At 73.6% G+C, this 16,885-nt stretch carries 13 protein-coding genes and 1 pseudogene; 6 read left to right on the forward strand and 8 right to left on the reverse strand.

From position 1 onward, the window contains the following. Positions 1-38: 38 nt before the first annotated feature. Positions 39-368 (reverse strand): hypothetical protein, encoded by a 330-nt coding sequence (locus tag ACT3TZ_RS12025; RefSeq protein ID WP_444583665.1) that lies wholly within the window; start codon positions 366-368, stop codon positions 39-41. Positions 369-457: 89 nt separating this feature from the next. On the opposite strand from ACT3TZ_RS12025, the gene ACT3TZ_RS12030 reads away from it, so the two are divergent. After that, entirely contained in the window at positions 458-1,411 is a 954-nt protein-coding gene (locus tag ACT3TZ_RS12030; protein ID WP_444583666.1) for a LysR family transcriptional regulator, read from the forward strand. Between the two features lie 136 nt (positions 1,412-1,547). Beyond that, positions 1,548-3,032, forward strand: a complete 1,485-nt coding sequence (locus tag ACT3TZ_RS12035) for a gluconokinase (protein ID WP_444583667.1) — start codon at positions 1,548-1,550, stop codon at positions 3,030-3,032. A 345-nt stretch (positions 3,033-3,377) separates the two neighbouring features. Here ACT3TZ_RS12035 and ACT3TZ_RS12040 read toward each other — a convergent pair. Then, positions 3,378-3,945, reverse strand: a pseudogene (locus tag ACT3TZ_RS12040) (MerR family transcriptional regulator). 300 nt (positions 3,946-4,245) lie between these two features. Further along, on the reverse strand, positions 4,246-4,701 hold the full coding sequence (locus tag ACT3TZ_RS12045) for a VOC family protein (protein WP_444583668.1): 456 nt from the start codon (positions 4,699-4,701) through the stop codon (positions 4,246-4,248). Between the two features lie 668 nt (positions 4,702-5,369). Between ACT3TZ_RS12045 and ACT3TZ_RS12050 the strand changes: the two genes are divergently transcribed. Beyond that, a complete protein-coding gene (locus ACT3TZ_RS12050; protein ID WP_444583669.1) occupies positions 5,370-6,170 on the forward strand; it encodes a helix-turn-helix domain-containing protein in 801 nt (266 codons plus the stop codon). On the opposite strand, the gene ACT3TZ_RS12055 is transcribed toward ACT3TZ_RS12050, so the two are convergent. Both ACT3TZ_RS12055 and ACT3TZ_RS12060 read right to left on the reverse strand, forming a co-directional pair. Beyond that, positions 6,142-6,750 (reverse strand): ClpP family protease, encoded by a 609-nt coding sequence (locus ACT3TZ_RS12055; RefSeq protein ID WP_444583670.1) that lies wholly within the window; start codon positions 6,748-6,750, stop codon positions 6,142-6,144. The two genes, ACT3TZ_RS12050 and ACT3TZ_RS12055, sit on opposite strands and share 29 nt — an antisense overlap. Then, positions 6,747-7,547, reverse strand: a complete 801-nt coding sequence (locus ACT3TZ_RS12060; protein WP_444583671.1) for an ATP-dependent Clp protease proteolytic subunit — start codon at positions 7,545-7,547, stop codon at positions 6,747-6,749. Before ACT3TZ_RS12060 ends, ACT3TZ_RS12055 begins: the two co-directional genes overlap by 4 nt. Before the next feature lie 521 nt (positions 7,548-8,068). Between ACT3TZ_RS12060 and ACT3TZ_RS12065 the strand changes: the two genes are divergently transcribed. Together ACT3TZ_RS12065 and ACT3TZ_RS12070 are read left to right on the forward strand one after the other, a co-directional pair. Further along, positions 8,069-9,997 (forward strand): GDSL-type esterase/lipase family protein, encoded by a 1,929-nt coding sequence (locus ACT3TZ_RS12065; protein ID WP_444583672.1) that lies wholly within the window; start codon positions 8,069-8,071, stop codon positions 9,995-9,997. 151 nt (positions 9,998-10,148) lie between these two features. Beyond that, the gene (locus ACT3TZ_RS12070; RefSeq protein ID WP_444583673.1) at positions 10,149-11,405 is read left to right on the forward strand and encodes a Gfo/Idh/MocA family protein; all 1,257 of its coding nucleotides are present in this window, start codon (positions 10,149-10,151) and stop codon (positions 11,403-11,405) included. Between the two features lie 33 nt (positions 11,406-11,438). Here the strand turns inward: ACT3TZ_RS12070 and ACT3TZ_RS12075 are convergent, their stop codons facing one another. From ACT3TZ_RS12075 to ACT3TZ_RS12085, 3 genes are all read right to left on the reverse strand, one after another. Next, on the reverse strand, positions 11,439-12,689 hold the full coding sequence (locus tag ACT3TZ_RS12075; protein ID WP_444583674.1) for a mannitol dehydrogenase family protein: 1,251 nt from the start codon (positions 12,687-12,689) through the stop codon (positions 11,439-11,441). Further along, positions 12,686-14,116, reverse strand: coding sequence for a glucuronate isomerase (gene uxaC / locus ACT3TZ_RS12080; protein WP_444583675.1), 1,431 nt, complete (start codon positions 14,114-14,116; stop codon positions 12,686-12,688). Before uxaC ends, ACT3TZ_RS12075 begins: the two co-directional genes overlap by 4 nt. A gap of 131 nt (positions 14,117-14,247) precedes the next feature. Beyond that, the gene (locus ACT3TZ_RS12085; protein ID WP_444583676.1) at positions 14,248-15,252 is read right to left on the reverse strand and encodes a LacI family DNA-binding transcriptional regulator; all 1,005 of its coding nucleotides are present in this window, start codon (positions 15,250-15,252) and stop codon (positions 14,248-14,250) included. A gap of 196 nt (positions 15,253-15,448) precedes the next feature. On the opposite strand from ACT3TZ_RS12085, the gene manD reads away from it, so the two are divergent. Next, positions 15,449-16,759 carry a D-mannonate dehydratase ManD gene (gene manD / locus ACT3TZ_RS12090; RefSeq protein ID WP_444583677.1) on the forward strand — a complete coding sequence of 437 codons (1,311 nt, stop codon included), beginning with the start codon at positions 15,449-15,451 and terminating at the stop codon, positions 16,757-16,759. Positions 16,760-16,885 lie beyond the last annotated feature (126 nt).

A 16,885-nucleotide genomic window follows, 5' to 3' on the forward strand; every position in this document is an offset into this window, starting at 1 on the left:
CCCGCCCCCCCCCCCCGCAACGCTGCGATCCGCTCCCGTCACCGGGCCACGGTGAAGGCGGCGTTCGGCGGCAGCTCCGACGGAGCGCGTCGCCGGTCGTCGTCGGCCCCGCGGTGCTCCCACCGCTCGGGCAGGACGCTCTGGGCCAGGGGCACCGAGGGATCCGCCCAGACCTGCTCGGCGGCCCGGCTCGGGTGCGGCGCGCGCCGTGCGAGTTCGCGCCGGCGGCTCTCGGCGGTGGGGATCTCACGCAGACCGGCGCGGCGGAGGTTCGCCTGCGCCACCAGGGTGCCGGTGGCGGAGGCGATGGCCACGGCGAGCGCGGCGATGAGCAGGATGAGGACGATGGCGATGGCGATGGCGTTCATGAGACGAGCCTCGCCCCACACACCCGGAAGGACAAGCGAACGTTTCTGCTCGACTGTTCAGTACCGCTGTCGTGTCGTACGATCCGGTCATGCTCGATCCCGTGAAGCTCCGCGTCCTGCGCTCCGTCGTCGAGACGGGGTCCGTCCGCGCGAGCGCCGAGGCCCTGGGGTACACCCCGTCGGCCGTGAGCCAGCACCTCGGTGCGCTGCGTCGGGAGACGGGGGTCGAGCTCGTGGAGCGCTCGGGCCGCGGCATCGTCGTGACACCCGCCGGGCGCGCCCTCGCCGCGGAGTCCTGCGAGGTGCTCGACGCCCTCGACCGTCTCGACCGTTTCGCCCGTGACCTGCGCCAGGGCCGCACCGGCGTCATCACCTTCTCCTACGCCAGCTCGGTCGCCGCGACCTGGGTGCCCCGCATCGCACAGGAGGTGCGGGAGGCCTTCCCGGAGCTCGGGCTGACCCTGCGGCTGCGCCACTGCAGCCTCGAGGAATCCCCCCACGAACTGGGCGACGTCCTCATCACCGACTCCGTGTCCGAGCACTTCGGCGCCGGGTGGCGGACCCTGGACGTCCTCGAGGAGAAGTACGTCGCCATCGTCGCGACAGATCATCCGCTCGCGGTCGCCGCCCGGGCGGACGCGGGCCCCGACGGCCGCCCGGCGCCGATCCGTCTGCGGGACCTCGCCGGCCTCCCCTGGGCGCACGACGACCCCGTGGGCACCGTGTGGTTCGAGCACATCGCCTCGGCCTGCCGCGCCGCCGGCTTCACGCCGCAGGTCACGATGGATCCGCCGGACTTCCAGGCCATCCTGGGCTTCGTCGCGACCGGCGAGTTCGTGACCGTCCAGCCGTCCCTCATCTCGCAGTCGATGCGCGCCGACGTCACCGCGCTGCGTCTCGTCGACGAGAACCCGCGACGTCGCCTGCAGGTGCGGCTGCGCGAGAACATCGCCGACAACCCCGCGGTGCGCCTTCTGGTCGACAGGGTCCGGGCGCACGCGCGCACCTCCGCGGAGGCACTGACGGACGTGACGGTGTTCTGAGGGGCGCCTCCGGACCAGCTTCCCGGCACGTCCCGGCGGGTGCGCCCGGTCCCATCCGGCCCACCGGGGACCCTTCGGCCCCGCAACCTCCCGAAACCCCTCCCGACCACGGCCGACGCGCCCGTAGGGTGGCGTCATGTCCCCTCGCTTCTGGACCGCCTCCGACCGCGCCCGCGCGCCGTACGTCATCGGCCTCGACGTCGGTTCCGGCGGGTCGCGCGCCGCGCTGTACGACGCCACGGGCCGGGAGGTGGGCAAGCGCCACCACAAGGTCGAGCACGCCTTCACCACCGCGGACGACGGCGCCTCGACGATCGACGCCGATCAGGTGGTCGAGGAGCTGCGCGAGGCGCTGCACGTGATCCTCGACGGCTTCGACGGCGAGGTCTCCGCGATCGGCGTGGACACCTTCGCGTCCTCCCTCGTCGCGGTCGACGCCGCGGGCGACGCGATCACCCCGTGCATCACCTACGCTGACACCCGCTGCCGTGCGCAGTCCGCGGCGCTGCGGGACCTGGTGGACCCCGTCGGCCTCCACGACCGGACGGGGGCGCGCATCCACTCCAGCTACCTCACTCCGCGCCTCCTCTGGCTGCGCGCGGAGCAGCCGGACGTCTTCGCCCGCAGCGCGCACTTCATGGCCCTCGGCGAGTACGTCGCGCACCGCCTGCTCGGCCAGGCCGCGATCGGCACCGCGGGCGCCGCCTGGGGCGGCATGCTCGACCGCCGCGAGGGCACCTACGTGCCGCAGCTCCTCGAGATCGCCCAGATCGACGCCGAGAAGCTCGGCAGGCCCCGCGATCCGTCCGACGGCGTGCCCCTCGCGGGCACCCCGCTCGCCGCGGAGCTGCCTCAGCTCGCCGGCGCCATCTGGGTGCCGGTCGTCGGGGACGGCCTCACCGCGAACCTCGGCATCGGCGCCCAGGGCGCGCGCACCTGGGGCATCTCCACGGCGACCTCGGGCGCGATCCGGGTGCTCGTGGACACCGAGGTCCCTGCGCTGCCCTCGGGCCTCTGGGCCTATCGCGTCGATGCGCACCGCACCCTCGTCGGCTCCGCGATGAGCGACTGCGGCCGTGTGCTGGACTACGTCCGGTCCACCTTCGCGCTCCCGGAGGACCTCGCGGACCTCGACCTCGAGTCGCTGCTGACCGCCGCCCCGGAGGACGCGACCCCGCTGGTGGTGCCGTTCCTGTCCGGGGAGCGGGGAACCGGCTGGCGTGACGGCGCCCGCGCGATCTTCGCCCATGTCAGCGCCTCGACCACCCCCGAGCAGATCCTGCGGGGGGCCGTCGAGGGCATCGCGCTCTCGTTCCTCCGCATCGCCGACGTGCTGCGTGAGGTCAGTGGGACGCCGGAGCGGATCGTGCTCTCCGGCGGGATGACCGGCGCGGTGCCGTCCTGGCTGCAGATCCTGGCCGACGCCTTCCAGGCCCCCATCGACCACATCGCGATCTCACGGTCCACCATGCGCGGCGCGGCGCTGCTCGCGCTCGAACAGCTCGACGGGGCGGACATCGCCGAGGCCCCGCTCGTGCGCCGGGTCGAGCCCGTGCCCGATCGAGGCGCCTACTACCGCGCCCGCCTCGAGGCCTTCGAGAAGCTGGCCGATCTGGCCTGACGGCAGGGGAGGCCGCACCGGTTGACCCGTGCCCGGGCACGGCGCCTGCTCCCGCGCCCGCGCCCGCCTCGAGACCTTCGGGAAGCCGGCAGAGTTGGCCCGACAGCGGGGCCGGCCGCCCGGGTCGGGGTCGATCCACAAGATCCCGGGGCGTCGAGGACCGGCGCGGGCCACGGCGCCGTTCGAGGTCACTGGACATCGCGGACCGGGGCGGGCGACGGCGCCATTCGACGTGCCTGGACGTTGTCGCTGGCGTACGTCGACGGGCTCGGTCGGTGCCGCGAGACGCGCCGCGGCACCGCGACACGGCATCGTGACGCGGCATCGTGACGCGGCACCGTCCCGTCAGATCCCGTCGACGTGCACCCGCAGCGCGTCCCGCACGAAGGCGGCGCCGATCGGCCCGCCGTAGGTCGCGGAGAATCGCTCGTCGGCGACGTACAGCTCCGCCACGCCCCGGACGTAGCGGGCCACGGCGTCCTCTTCGGCCGGGGCGTGGACCGGCGTCCCGGGGATCGACCCCAACCAGGCCACGTGGCGCGCCGCGAGCTCCTGGGCGATTGTCCCGGCAGGGTCCGCCCCGGGTGCCCGTGCCGCCTCGATCCACTCTCTGACCAAAGCGCCGCTGCTGCGCGAGTCGCTCCTGCTCCTGTCGCAGGAGCGCCAGGTGGCCGGAGAGGGCCGACGCCGTGTCGCCCTCGTGCGCGAGCACCTGGGCGATGGGCGTCAGCCCCAGTCCGAGACCGCGCAGCAGCAGCACCCGCTGCAGGCGGACGAGCGCCTGCTCGTCGTAGTAGCGGTAGCCGTTGCCGCCCACCCGGCTCGGCGGCACGAGCCCCACCTCGTCGTAGTGACGGAGGGTGCGGCTGGTGGTGCCGACGAGCCGAGCGACCTGCTGTATCGACCGTTCCATGGGAGCGACGTTAGAGGTTGACGTCGCGTCAGGGTCAAGGGCAGGTCGCCGCGTCACCCGAGGATTGGCTCCCGGTCGGCCATGGCCGGGGGTCGCGTGATCCGGTGAGGCCACGCCGGGCCCGGCCCGGCGTCGCTTGGCCCGACCTGGCCAGGCTTGGCCGGAGGTCGCATGATCCGGTTTGACCTGGCCGGGCTTGGCCAAGTGTCGCGTGGTCCGGTTTGGCCTCGCCGGGCTTGGTTGGGCGTCGCGTGGTCCGGCTTGGCCTGACCGGCCGCAGCGGGGCGTGGCCCGGACCCGTCAATCGATCGCTTCGGGACCGTCGTCCTCGCCCGCCGGGGTGGAGATGTTGACCTGCCACTCGATGCCGAAGCGGTCCCGGACCTGGCCGTAGACGTCTCCCCACACCTGCTTCTGGAGCGGCATCCCGATCTCCCCGCCCTCGGCGAGCTTCTCGAAGGCGCCGCGCAGCAGCTCCTCGTCGTCGCCCATGAGCGCCAGGGACACGTTGGTCCCCACGATGAAGGGTCCCGGGCTCATCCCCTCGAGGATGTCCGCCGAGTACACCTTGATGAGGTCGGTGACCTCGAGGGCGCCGTGCATCACGCGGCCCGCGTCCGGGTGATCGGCGGGCAGGGCGCCGAACTCGCCGTACGTCGAGAAGGAGGGCGTTCCGCCCAGCGCCGCGCCGTAGAACTCGAGCGCCTCCCGGGTCGAGCCGTCGAAGTTGAGGTAGGGGTGCAGACCTGCAGGCATGACGAGCTCCTCGTGGTGCTTCGGGATGGTCGCCCGGCGCGGACGGCCCTGCCGGTGAGCATAGGGGCCTCGCCCGAAGTGCGTGGTCGGTCCGGCGAAGTGCCCGCCCGGGGCTGTCGCGATCGAACGCACGACTCGGCGGGATCGTCTCGGCCGCACGCATGCCGGGGCACGGTCATCGCGACCCGATGCGCGCCGTCCCGGGGACTTCCGTACACTCACCGGCGTCCAGTGACCTCACCCCTGCACCGGTGCAGAGGTGACCTCACAGGGCTCCGCTTCGTGTACACGGTCCCTCGGGAAGGCGTGCTTCGCACCGTGCGGGAGCCCCTACCGCTCCGGACACCCGCGCCCGCCCGGATCCCGCCGCCGCGCCTCGGCTCGCTGAGGCCCGTGCACGAGTGCCGTGGTCGCTCGGGGTGATGCACCGTCACGTCGAGCGGTCACGGGCGACACGCGGCGGAGCGACGCCAGATCATGTGGTCACGGTTCCGCTCACGGTGATGCGCTCGGAGAACAAGTGGTCACGGTTCCGATCGCGGAGATGCGCTGCAGGAGCATGCGGTCCCGGCGCGGCTCACGGCGATGGGCCGCGTGATCGTGCCCTCGCTGTTCCGCTCACGGCAGAGCGCCGTGCCGTCGGAGCACGTCACCCCTAGGCTCGCCGCATGGATGCCGTGCAGCCCCTCCTCCGCGAACTGCTGGGCCACGCGGTGCGGCGCGAGCGGCATGCGCAGGGCCTGACCCTCGCGCAGGTCGCAGCCAGGAGCGGCGTGAGCATCCAGCATCTCTCCGATGTCGAGCGCGGCCGGAAGGACCCGTCCTCGGAGGTCCTGGCCGCGATCACGGGCGCCCTGGGCCTCGAGGTCACCGATCTCGCAGCTCGGATCGCCCGGTCGGCGGCTCATCGGGACGAGGCCGCACGACACGGGGTCGCACAGCCCGAGACCTTCCGACCTGCGGGCATCCGGAAGCAAACCGGCCTGGGCCCGGGTCCCGGCCCCTTCGCCTCATCGCGGGACCTCACCACCACCCACTCCACGTCACGCGATCTCGCCGGCGTCCACGCCACGTCGCGCGAGATCACCGCGGTCCACCTCGAAGCCTCCGAACTCGCCGCGACGGGCCCCGCGACCCTCGTCCCCGCCTCGGTGCACTCCGCGATGGCCGACCCCGCGACGGTGCCCGGGACCTCGGTCGCGCCGGCCGAGCCTGGCGAGCCGGCCCAGCCCGTCGAGTCGGCCGACCCTGACGTGCCCGTCGTGCCCGTCGTGCCGGTCGTGCACCTAGAGCACCTGGAGCACCTGGAGCACCTGGAGCACCTGGAGCACCTGGAAGCCTGCCGGTCCGAGACGGTCCTCGACCTCACCCGGACACGACCGCTGGATCCGACTCCGGCCAACGCCCACGGCATCACCCGCGCCTACACGCCCGACGGCCTCACCGGACCCGTCCTCGTGGCCGCGTGAGCAGGACCTCGTCGGCGATCCCGTAGTCCACGGCCGCCGGCGCGTCGAGCACCCGTTCCCGTTCGAGGTCAACGGCGATCGCCTCGACCTCGCGTCCCGTGGACTCGGCGAGCAGGGTCTCGAACTCCCGGCGCAGCCGGCCGACCTCCTCCGCGGCCAAGATCAGGTCCGGCACCGCCCCGCGCCCGCTCGCCTGCAGGGGGTGCAGCACCACCCGGGAGTGCGGGAGCACGGCGCGTCGGCCCGGGGTGCCTCCCGCGAGCAGCAGCACCGGAGCCCCCACGGCCTGGCCCACGCAGGTCACCGCCACGTCGCACCGCACGTAGGCGAGGGCGTCGTACACGGCGAGGACCGCCTGGAGGTCGCCGCCCTCGGCATTGAGGTACACCTGGATGGGGTTGTCCGGCGAGGCGTTCTCGAGGTGCAGGACCTGGGCGATCACCGTGTTGGCCACCCCGTCGTCGACGGGAGTGCCGAGGTAGATGATCCGGTCGCTGAGCAGACGCGAGAACACGTCGGCGGAGCGCTCGGCGCCCGTGGAGGTGCGTTCGAGCACCGAGGGGATCGTGTACGTGCTCATCGCCCCCACCTGCTCCCCGTTGCGCCACGGTCAGAGCGCGCGTCTGGCCCCAGCCCCAGTTCCGGCTCCAGCCCCAGTTCCGGCTCCGGCTCCGGCTCCAGCCCCAGTTCCGGCCCCAGCTTCAGTTCCGGCCCCGGCCCCGGCCCCGGCCCCGGCCCACCATCCCGCCTCGTGCGGACATCGAAACCCGTCGTCCCCGCGCGCCGACCCGCCTGCCCGAACGGCAGGAGCTCGTCGAGCGAGCCGACCACCCGGTCGCAGAACCCGTAGTCGACCGCGTCCTGCGCCGTCCAGATCCGGTCTCGCTCGGAATCCCGGGCGATGGTCTCCTCGCTCTGCCCGGTGCGCTGCGCCGTCAGGGCGATCAGCAGGTCACGGTTGCGGCGGAGGTCCTGCGCCTGGATCTGGATGTCGGGGGCGCTGCCGCCGAAGCCCGCGGACCCCTGGTGCATGAGCACCTGGCCATGCGGGAGGATCATCCGCTTGCCGGGGGTGCCGTGGGTGAGCAGGAACTGCCCGGCGCTATAGGCCATCCCGAGCGCGACGGTGCGCACGTCGCACGGGACGGCGTCCATGAGGTCGCCGATCGCGAGCATCGCGGGGACCAGGCCGCCGGGCGAGTTGATGAGCAGGGTGATGTCGCGGGAGGGGTCCTCGGCCGCGAGGAGGACGAGGTCGGCGCACAGGCGGGCGCCGTTGACCTGGTCGAGCTCGCGGTCGAGCAGCAGCACCCGGTGGTGGGCGAGGCGGTCGGCCGTCGGGTCGGGGGGCGGGGTGGGCTTCTCGTCACTGGTCATGCCCCGATCCTGGGTCGAGCTCGGCGACGGCGGAGGAGAATCCGCCGGTGGTGGATCCGCGCCCGGCAGAATCCTTCCCCGTGGCATCCGCGAGGCCGGGCGACCCCGGCAGCCTGCTTCCGTTGAGGCCCGTCCCCGAGAAGGCCTGCATTCAGGAAGGACCGCTCCCTGGAACGACCGCGCCCGGCCCACGGTCCGCGGGAGGATCGGCGGTCCCGCACACCGATCACCCCTCCTCAGCTCCGCGACGTGCGTCATGTCCGGGAAGGTTCCGGGCCGTCGGGCTCGCATCGGACCCCGTGGATACGGAAGCATGCGAGCGGTAGCGGTCCGCCCAGCCCACGTCGGACCGTCCGCCGCCACAGGCCGACACCGCGCACCGAGAAGGGGGTCCCGTGTTCCGCCGCTCGACGCCGAAGCCCCCCGACACCGTGACCGACCCCCTGCCCCCCAGCGGATCGCGCCGCGGCCTCTCAGCCGCGCGCGCCGCGACGCTCGGGATTCTCGGGACGGTCGGCGTGATGGCCCTCCCCCCGGTCGCGCCCCTGCCCACGGGGCCGATCGCGGTCGTCGGCGAGATCGGCGCGTACTACCGGGCGCACGCCGCCGTCCGCGAGGAGCTCGGGGGCGCCACGGACCTGGAGGTGTGCGGCCACCCCGATGACGGGTGCGTCCAGACCTTCGAGCGCGGGCGCATGTACTGGTCCCCCGCGAGCGGAGCGGTGAACGTGCGGGCCGGCGGGATCTCCCAGGCATACCTCGATGCCGGCGGCCCGGACAGCACGCTCGGCTATCCGATCGGCCCAGTCGAGCCCGCGGTGCCCGGGGCCGGCACATGGTCGATGCCCACCCGGGACGACCACACCGGCCAGACCTTCCGGCTCCAGTGGTCCGATGCGGCCGGTGCCGTCCCCGTCCACGTCTCCGGTGCGATCGGCGGCACCTGGGACCAGGACCCTGCCCGCTACGGCGCCCCGCAGTCTCCCGAGCGGTGCGGCGCGAGCGGCGCCTGCGAGCAGTCCTTCGAGCACGCCACGCTCCTGTGGTCGGCGGAGACCGGGATCCACCTGGTCGACGGCGTGTTCCGCACCGACCACGCCGAATCCGGTGGCGTCGACGGTCCCTGGGGCGCGGCCTCCGACGAGCAGGCACCGCTCGCCGGCGGTGGCGCGGCCCAGCACTTCTGGAACCCGCGCTCCGACGCGCGGACGGTGCTCGTGCACGCCCCGGGGGCCCCGCACACCGTCCCGATGCTCGAGGGCGGACCTGTGCACGAACGCTGGCTCGCCGACGGCGCCGAGCGCGGTGCCCTGGGCTTCCCGACCGCTTCCGAGGCCACCGACCTGGTCCGCGGAGGCAGTGCGCAGGAGTTCGAGTCGGGGCGGATCGCGTGGTCGCCGGACACGGGTGCCTGGCCGATCCCCGCGGGGCCGATCCTGGCGGCCTGGGATGAGGCGGAAGGTGTCAACGGCGCCTGGGGCTATCCCGCCTCGGCATCCTCGACCGCCGGGAAGGGACGCCAGCAGACCTTCGAGAACGGGCTGGCGACCGCGGGGGCCGACGGCTCGGTGCGGTTCGTGACATTCCGCCTGGCCGAGCTCGACGAGGCCGCGGTGGCGATGTCCCTCGGTGCACCGGAGGGCACACCCTGGCTGCTGTCCGACGGCTCGCAGGCGCGACGCTACGCCCAGGGGATCGTCGTGTTGACCGAGGCACGGGGCGCCGTGGCGATGGCCTCCCAGGTCTACGACCTGTGGAGCACCCAGCGGGCCGCCCACGGCCTCCCCGTCAGCGCCGCACTGCACGGCCAGACCATCAGCACCCGCTTCGAGAAGGACTCCCTGGGGTTCGACCACGGTCAGCAGGAGGTCGTGCAGACGGACATCACCCTGGGCGCGGACTCCGTTCTGACCATCGGTGATTCCCAGGTGTACGACACGTCCTGGGTGGGTCGTGGGCTGTCCATGTCCGGATTGGAGCCGGTGTTCTTCCACATGGGAGGCATCGGCTACGCGAACGCCGCGGGCAATCCGTATGGCTCGTACCACGATGGCGTGGTCGAGGATCGCTGGATCCTCCCCCAGGGCAGCCCCGGGTACATCTTCATCGGCGGTTCGGGCAACGACACGTACCTGAGCGACGACGCCCGGGTGCGCCGCGAGGCCCACGAGGTGATCCGGGAGCTGCACCGCCGGTACCCGGAGGCGCGGATCATCGTGGGCGGAGTGCTCTCGAGTGATGGTCCTGCGGCCGCACGCCGATGGGCGATGGACGACCTCCTGGGGCAGGTGGCCCGCGAGGAGGGCGTCACGTTCATGTCCATGAAGGGGTGGATCAGCCGGTACGGCACCGAGAGCTACCTCGTGGACGGTCTGCACTTCTCCGACGCCGGGCAGGAGCGCATGGCTCCGGCCTTCCGCGACAACTTCCAGCGGGTCACCGGGCGCTGAGCGCCCCCGGCAACCCTCGGGAAGCCCGTCCGATCCACCGCCGACCTGACTAGCCCGAACCGCGCGACATTCCGGCCCCAGGGCCCCTCGCCGATGCATTCCCGGCGCCGGCCCTGCGCGCCGCTGGCACCACGACCCAGGAGGCACCCCTGTGACCGACCGGACGACCGACCCGCGGACCCCCGCCGCACGACCCACGGACCCCGCCACCGGGCCGACCTCCGACGGGCCCCCGACCCCGGTCCGGAAACCGGCCCCGGACCGGAGCCCGGCCGCTGCCCCCCTGGGCGTCGCGGTGGTCGGCGCCGGGGTGATCGGCGAGCTGCACTGCCGTGCGGTCGGCCTGGCCGACGGCCTCGCGCTGCGCGCGGTGGTCGACGTCGCCGAGGACCGCGCGCGCGGCATGGGCGCGGCGTTCGGCGTCCCCTGGGCCACGTCCGTCCCCGCCGCCCTCGCCGAGGTCCCCGGGATCGACGTCGTCGCGATCTGCACGCCCAGCGGGCTGCACGCGGACCTCGCGGTGCAGGCCCTGGAGCTCGGGCGCCACGTCATGATCGAGAAGCCGATCGACGTCACCGACGCCTCTGCGGAGAGGATCGCGGCCGCGCAGGCCGCGAGCGGGACGATCGCCGCCGTCATCAGCCAGCACCGCTTCGACCCGGCGACCGAGGAGGTCCGCGAGGCCGTCGACGCGGGCGCGCTCGGCCGTCTGACCAGCGGCGTCGCCACCGTCCCGTGGTGGCGCGGCCAGGAGTACTACGACTCCGGTGCGTGGCGCGGGACCTGGGCGCTCGACGGCGGCGGCTCTCTCATGAACCAGTCCGTGCACGCCATCGACCTGCTGATCTCCTTCCTCGGCACGCCCACGGAGGTGTTCGGGTACACCGCGACGCTCTCCCATGAGCGGATCGAGGTCGAGGACACCGCCGTGGGCTGCGTGCGCTTCGACTCCGGGGCGCTCGGCGTGATCCACGGGACGACGGCCGCGTGGCCAGGGCTGTCCGTGCGGGTGCAGGTCCACGGCGACCGCGGCAGCGCGATCATCGAGGGCGACGAGCTGGTGACCCTGCGGCGCGACCGGGCACCGCGGGCCGTGGTCACGCCGGCCGACGGGGTCGACGCGCGGCCGGGAGCCTCCGCGGCACAGGACGACGGCCACGGACACCCGGCCGCCTCAGAGACGGGAAGCCCCGGCCCGGACGGCGCGGTGACCACGGCCCCGACCGACGCAGCCGAGCCGGAGCCCACCCACGTGCGCCAGTACGAGGACCTCGCCCGCGCGATCCGCACCGGGTCCTCCGTGCGCGTCGGGATCCCCGAGGCCCGCACCGCGCTCGCGGTCATCACGGGCCTGTACGCCTCGGCGCGCACGCACGCGCCCGTCTCCCTGCCGCGCTTCTCGCGCTGAGGCCGGGCGTGCACCCCTGACGACCCCGCCGCCTCAGTCGGCCGCGAGCACCGCCGCGGCGAGGGCGTCGCGATCCACGAGCGATCCCCCGATCAGCCCCACGAGGGCACGCGTCCGCTCGGCGTCGTCGTCGATCCGTGCGGCCTCGGCGATCTCGGCGGTGCGCGGATCGGCCACCTCCCGGCCCGCTCGCACCTGCTGTGTGACCCATCGCGTCCAGGCCGCGACGGAGGCGACCTCGCCGGGCGCCTGCTCGGGGCCGCCGAGCTCATCGATCACGGGCAGGGTCCGCACGGCGAGCTTCTCGGTGCCGTCGGCCGCGATCCGGCGCAGGCTGTCGGCCAGGCGCACGTTCTCGAAGCGCCGCAGGAGGGCGTCCTGGTAGCGATCCAGCTCCTCGGCGGGCAGCGGCACCGTGCGGGACGCCTCGGCCCACAGGGCGCGCACGGCCCCCAGCACGGCGGGATCCGCGACGGCCTCGGGCACGGTGGTGTGCCCGGCGAGCTGTCCCGCGGTGGCCAGGAGCGTGTGGGCGCCGTTGAGCAGGCGCAGCTTGCGGGCCTCGTGGACGGCGACGTCGGCGGCGAGCACCGCGCCCGTGCCCTCCCAGGCGGGTCGCCGCCCCCGGAAGGCGTCGGCGATCACCCACTCCCAGAACGGCTCGGTGACCACGGTGGCCCGGTCCTCGAAGCCCAGCTCGGCGCTCGCGAGGCGCTGCTCGGCCACGCCCGCCGCCGGGGTGATCCGGTCGACCATGGTGGAGACGACGTCGACGTGGCCCGGGAACCACGCGGCCGTCGCCTCGTCGCCGGCCGCCGCGATCGCGGCGATCACCGCCTCGCCGAGCACGCGGCCGTTGTCGACCAGGTTGTCGCAGCTGACCAGCGCGATCGGCGCCCCGGTCCCGGCCTCACGACGGGCCCTCAGGGCGCGCGCGAGGCGCGCGGGGGCGGCGTCGGGGTCGGCGGGGTCCGCGCCGTAGCCCTTCTCGGTGATGGTCAGCGTCACGACGTGGGTCTCGGGGTCCGCCAGGAGCGCGTCGAGGGCCGTCGCGTCGTCCGCGGGCAGCGCCCGTGAGATGACGTCGACCAGCTCCACGGCGTCGGTCTCGGGGCCGCGCACCACCAGGCCGTAGCGGCCGTCCTGGGCGGTGAGCACCTCGGCGATCCGCGGGGAGCGTCCGGTGAACGCGACGACCTCCCAGCCACCGGCGGCCTGGGTGAGCGGGACCGTGAAGGCCCGGGAGAACGCGCCGATGCCCAGGTGGACCAGGCGCGCGGTCATGCGGAGGCCCCGTCGAGACGGAAGACGTGGGAGGGCTGCTCGGTGGGCAGGGTGCGGGCGATCCGCGCGGCATCGCCGATGCTCATGCGGTGCTCGGCGACCAGGCAGGCGAGGTGGTGGGCATCGAGGCGGCGGGCCATGTCGTGGCGGGCCGGGATGGAGCAGAAGGCGCGGGTGTCGTCGATGAACCCGCTGGTCCGGGAGTACCCGACGGTCTCGGAGACGGCGCGGCGGAACCGCAGGATCGCATCAGGCGCGTCGATGAACCACCAGGGCGCGCCCACGTAGACGCTCGGGTAGAAGCCCGCGAGCGGGGCCAGCTCCCGGGAGAAGGCCGTCTCGTCGATCGTGAACAGGACGATCCGGAACCGCGGGTCGGTGCCGAAGGCCGCCAGCAGCGGCGCGAGGTCGTCGACGTAGCTGATGGGCCGCGGGATGTCGGCGCCGATGTCGTGGCCGAAGCGCTCGCGGGAGGCGGGGTGGTGGTCGCGGTGCACCCCCGGGTGCAGCGTCATCACCAGACCGTCCTCGCTCGACATGCGGGCCATCTCGAAGAGCATGTGGCGGCGCAGCGCGGTCGCATCGGCCTCGCGGACCGCGCCCTCGCGTGCCTCGCGGTAGATGCGGCGGGCCTCGTCCAGAGCCAGCGGCGTGCTGCCGACGTCGGCGTGCGAGTGGTCGGCGGAGACCGCGCCGTGCTCGACGAAGTGACGCCGGCGGGCCTCGAGCGCCCGGATGTACCCGTCGTAGTCGCCGGTGTCCTCCCCGGCGGCCGCGCCGAGGGCGTCGGTGAGCGAGACGAAGTCCGGGCGCAGCGGCTCGAGGTACCTGTCGGGACGGAAGGTGGGCAGCACCCGACCCGGCAGCGTCGAGTCGGCGGCGAGCGCAGCGTGCGCTGAGAGGTCGTCGCAGGGGTCGTCGGTGGTCGCGAGCACCTGGATCCCGAAGCTCTCGAACAGGGCGCGGGGCCGCAGGGCCGGGGTGGGCAGCGCGGTCGCGATCGTGTCGTAGACGGCGTCGGCGGTGCCCGGGGTCAGGGGATGGTCGATCCCGAACACCCGCGAGAACTCGTCCTCGAGCCAGAACCGCACGGGGGTCCCCGCGAAGGCGTGCCAGTTCTCGGCGAGGATCCGCCAGGCCGCCCGGGCATCGCCCTCGTCGAGGGGGCCGCGACCCACGCCGAGGTCGGCGAGGTCGGCGCCGCGCGCGTGCAGCAGGCGCGTCACGTAGTGGTCCGGGGTGAGGAACATCGACGTCGGGTCGCGGAACGGCTCGTCGTCGAGCAGCAGGCGGGGGTCGACGTGACCGTGCGGGGAGACGATCCCCTGCCCGCTCATCTCGCCGTAGAGCTCACGGGCGATGGCGCGGACGGATGGGTCCGCCGGCAGCAGGCGGTCGGGATGCACGGTGACGTCGTCGGCGCTCATCGGCACATCGTCCGACCCCCGTCGGGACGCCCGGGGCCTGTTGCCGATGATTGCCGGTCAGCGCGCCGCCGGTCCCGCCGCCACGGATCGGGGATGGCCCGGCACGGTCATGGGACGAGGTCGACGCGGGGTCAGGCCGAGGTGCGCCGCGGCCCGCTCGAGCCGCGGACGATGAGCTTGACCGGGAGGGTCACCTCGGCCGGCGCCGCCGAGCGTGAGGGCCGCTCGACGAGGCCGATGAGGTGCTCGACGGCCGCTCGTCCCTGATGGCGCTTGGGGGTGGCCACCGTGCTGAGCCCGGGCCCCACGAGGCGCGCGAGCGGGATGTCGTCGTGGGCCACGACGCTGAACTCGCCCGGCACCGAGATCCCGTCGCGCAGCGCCGCCACGAGCAGGCCGGTGCCGATGAGGTCGTTGTAGGCCACGACCGCGTCGGGCAGCGCGCCGCGCAGCTCCGCGTAGGCGGCCTCCCCGCCCGCCGCGGTGGGCGGGAAGGGGCCGATCCGCTGGGCGACGATGCCGCAGACATCGGCCATCGTGCGGGCGCTGCGCCACCGCTCGGAGTCCGACCAGGAGTGCACGGGGCCGGCGACGTAGGTCATCCGTCGCACGCCGCTGTCCCGCAGGTGGTCCATGACCTGCACCATCGCCTGCTCGAAGTCCGGGGTCAGGGAGTCGATGCCCGCGATCCGACGGTTCAGCACGACGACGGGGCGCTGCTTGCGCAGCTGGGTGATCGCGGCGTCGGTGAGGCGGGTCCCGCACAGCAGGATCCCGTCCACCGCCGCGAGAGCGCGCTCCAGGCCGTTGCGCTCACGGTCGTGGGACTCGACGGCGTCGACGATCATGAGCAGGTAGTCGGCGGCGTGGGCCGCCTCCTGCATCCCGCTGATGACCTCGGCGAAGTAGGGGTTGGTGATGTCCGGGAGCTCGACGGCCAGGCGGCGGGCCCGCTCGGTGCGCGACTGCGAGGCCGGCGTCTGGGTGCGGTAGCCGAGGTGGCGGGCGGTGTCCATGACCTTCTCGTAGGTCTCGGCGCTCACGCGGCCAGGGCGCGAGAAGGCGCGGGAGACCGTGCTCGCGGCGACCCCGCACTCCCGTGCCACGTCGTAGATCGTGACCTTCTCGTCGCCCACCGGACCTCGCTCACCGCGCGACCGCCGCGCAGCCCCCAGTTTCCCACGCGCAACCCATGGCAATCGGTGGTCCACGCCGGGAGGGAGACCGCAGGATCGGCCAGGACCTCGGAACCGACCGTGACCTCGCCAGATCCCTGGCCCGGCCGGGACCGCCGGGGCACCAGCAGCCGAGAATTCCTGCGAGGGGACGACGATGACGACCGACCAGCACGCCGACGAGAGCGCACCCGTGGGTGCCCGGGCCCAGGGGGACCTCGTCTCCTCCGCGGCCGGGACCACCATCGAGCGCGTCGAGGTGCTCGTCACCAATCCCACCCGCAACTTCGTGACCCTGCGGATCACGACCTCGGACGGGGTCACCGGCCTCGGGGACGCGACGGTCAACGGCCGTGAGCTCGCCGTCGTCTCCTACCTCCGCGACCACGTCGCCCACCTGCTCGAGGGGCGCGACCCGTGGCGCATCGAGGACACGTGGCAGTACCTGTACCGGGGCGCGTACTGGCGTCGCGGCCCGATCACGATGTCCGCCATCGCCGCCGTCGACATGGCCCTGTGCGACATCAAGGGCAAGGTCACCGGCCAGCCCGTCTACCAGCTGCTGGGCGGTGCGACCCGCGCCGGGCTGCTCGCCTACGGGCACGCCTCCGGAGCGGAGATCCCGCAGATCTTCGAGTCCGTCCACGAGCACCTCGAGGAGGGCTACCGCGCGGTGCGCGTGCAGACCGCCGTGCCGGGCCTGGGCCAGGTCTACGGGGTCGCCGCCGCGGGAGCCTCCGGCGCAGGCCGCTACGACTACGAGCCCGCCCGTCGGGGGCTGCGCCCCACGGAGGAGCAGTGGGACACCCGCGCCTACATGCGCCACCTGCCCACCGTGTTCGAGGCGGTACGCGCCGAGTTCGGTCCCGAGCTGCCGCTGCTGCACGACGGCCACCACCGCATGACCCCCAACCAGGCCGGTCAGCTGGGGCGTTCCCTCGAGCCGTACGACCTGTTCTGGCTCGAGGACTGCACGCCCGCCGAGAACCAGGAGGGTCTGCGCCGCGTGCGCGCCCTGACCAGTCAGCCGCTGGCCATCGGCGAGATCTTCAACTCCATCTGGGACTACCAGACGCTGATCACCGAGCAGCTCATCGACTACGTGCGCTCGGCAGTCACCCACACCGGCGGCATCACGCACCTCAAGAAGATCATGGACTTCGCGTCGCTGTACCAGATCAGGTCCGGATTCCACGGCCCCACCGACATCTCCCCCGTGGGCCAGGCGGCGGCGCTGCACCTGGGCCTGGCGATCCACAACTTCGGCATCCAGGAGTACATGCGCCACTCCGACGAGACCCTGTCGGTGTTCCGCACCTCGTACACCTTCACCGATGGCCTGCTCCACCCGGGGGACACCCCCGGGCTGGGCGTGGAGTACGACGACGAGGCGGGCGCCGCCTTCGAGTACTCCCCCGCATACCTCCCGGTCAACCGTCTCACCGACGGGACCATGCACGACTGGTGAGGCCCGTGGCCCGATCGGTGCGGGGGCGCCGAGCGGGAACACGTGGTGGGGTGCTCGGCGACCGGCGGTCCCTTCGGGTCGACCGCCCTCGCCGGGTATCCGCTGAAGCGTCGGGGCACTCCGGCG

Origin of the sequence: Brachybacterium sp. AOP25-B2-12 (assembly GCF_052378625.1) — a bacterium.
Classification (GTDB): Bacteria; Actinomycetota; Actinomycetes; order Actinomycetales; family Dermabacteraceae; genus Brachybacterium.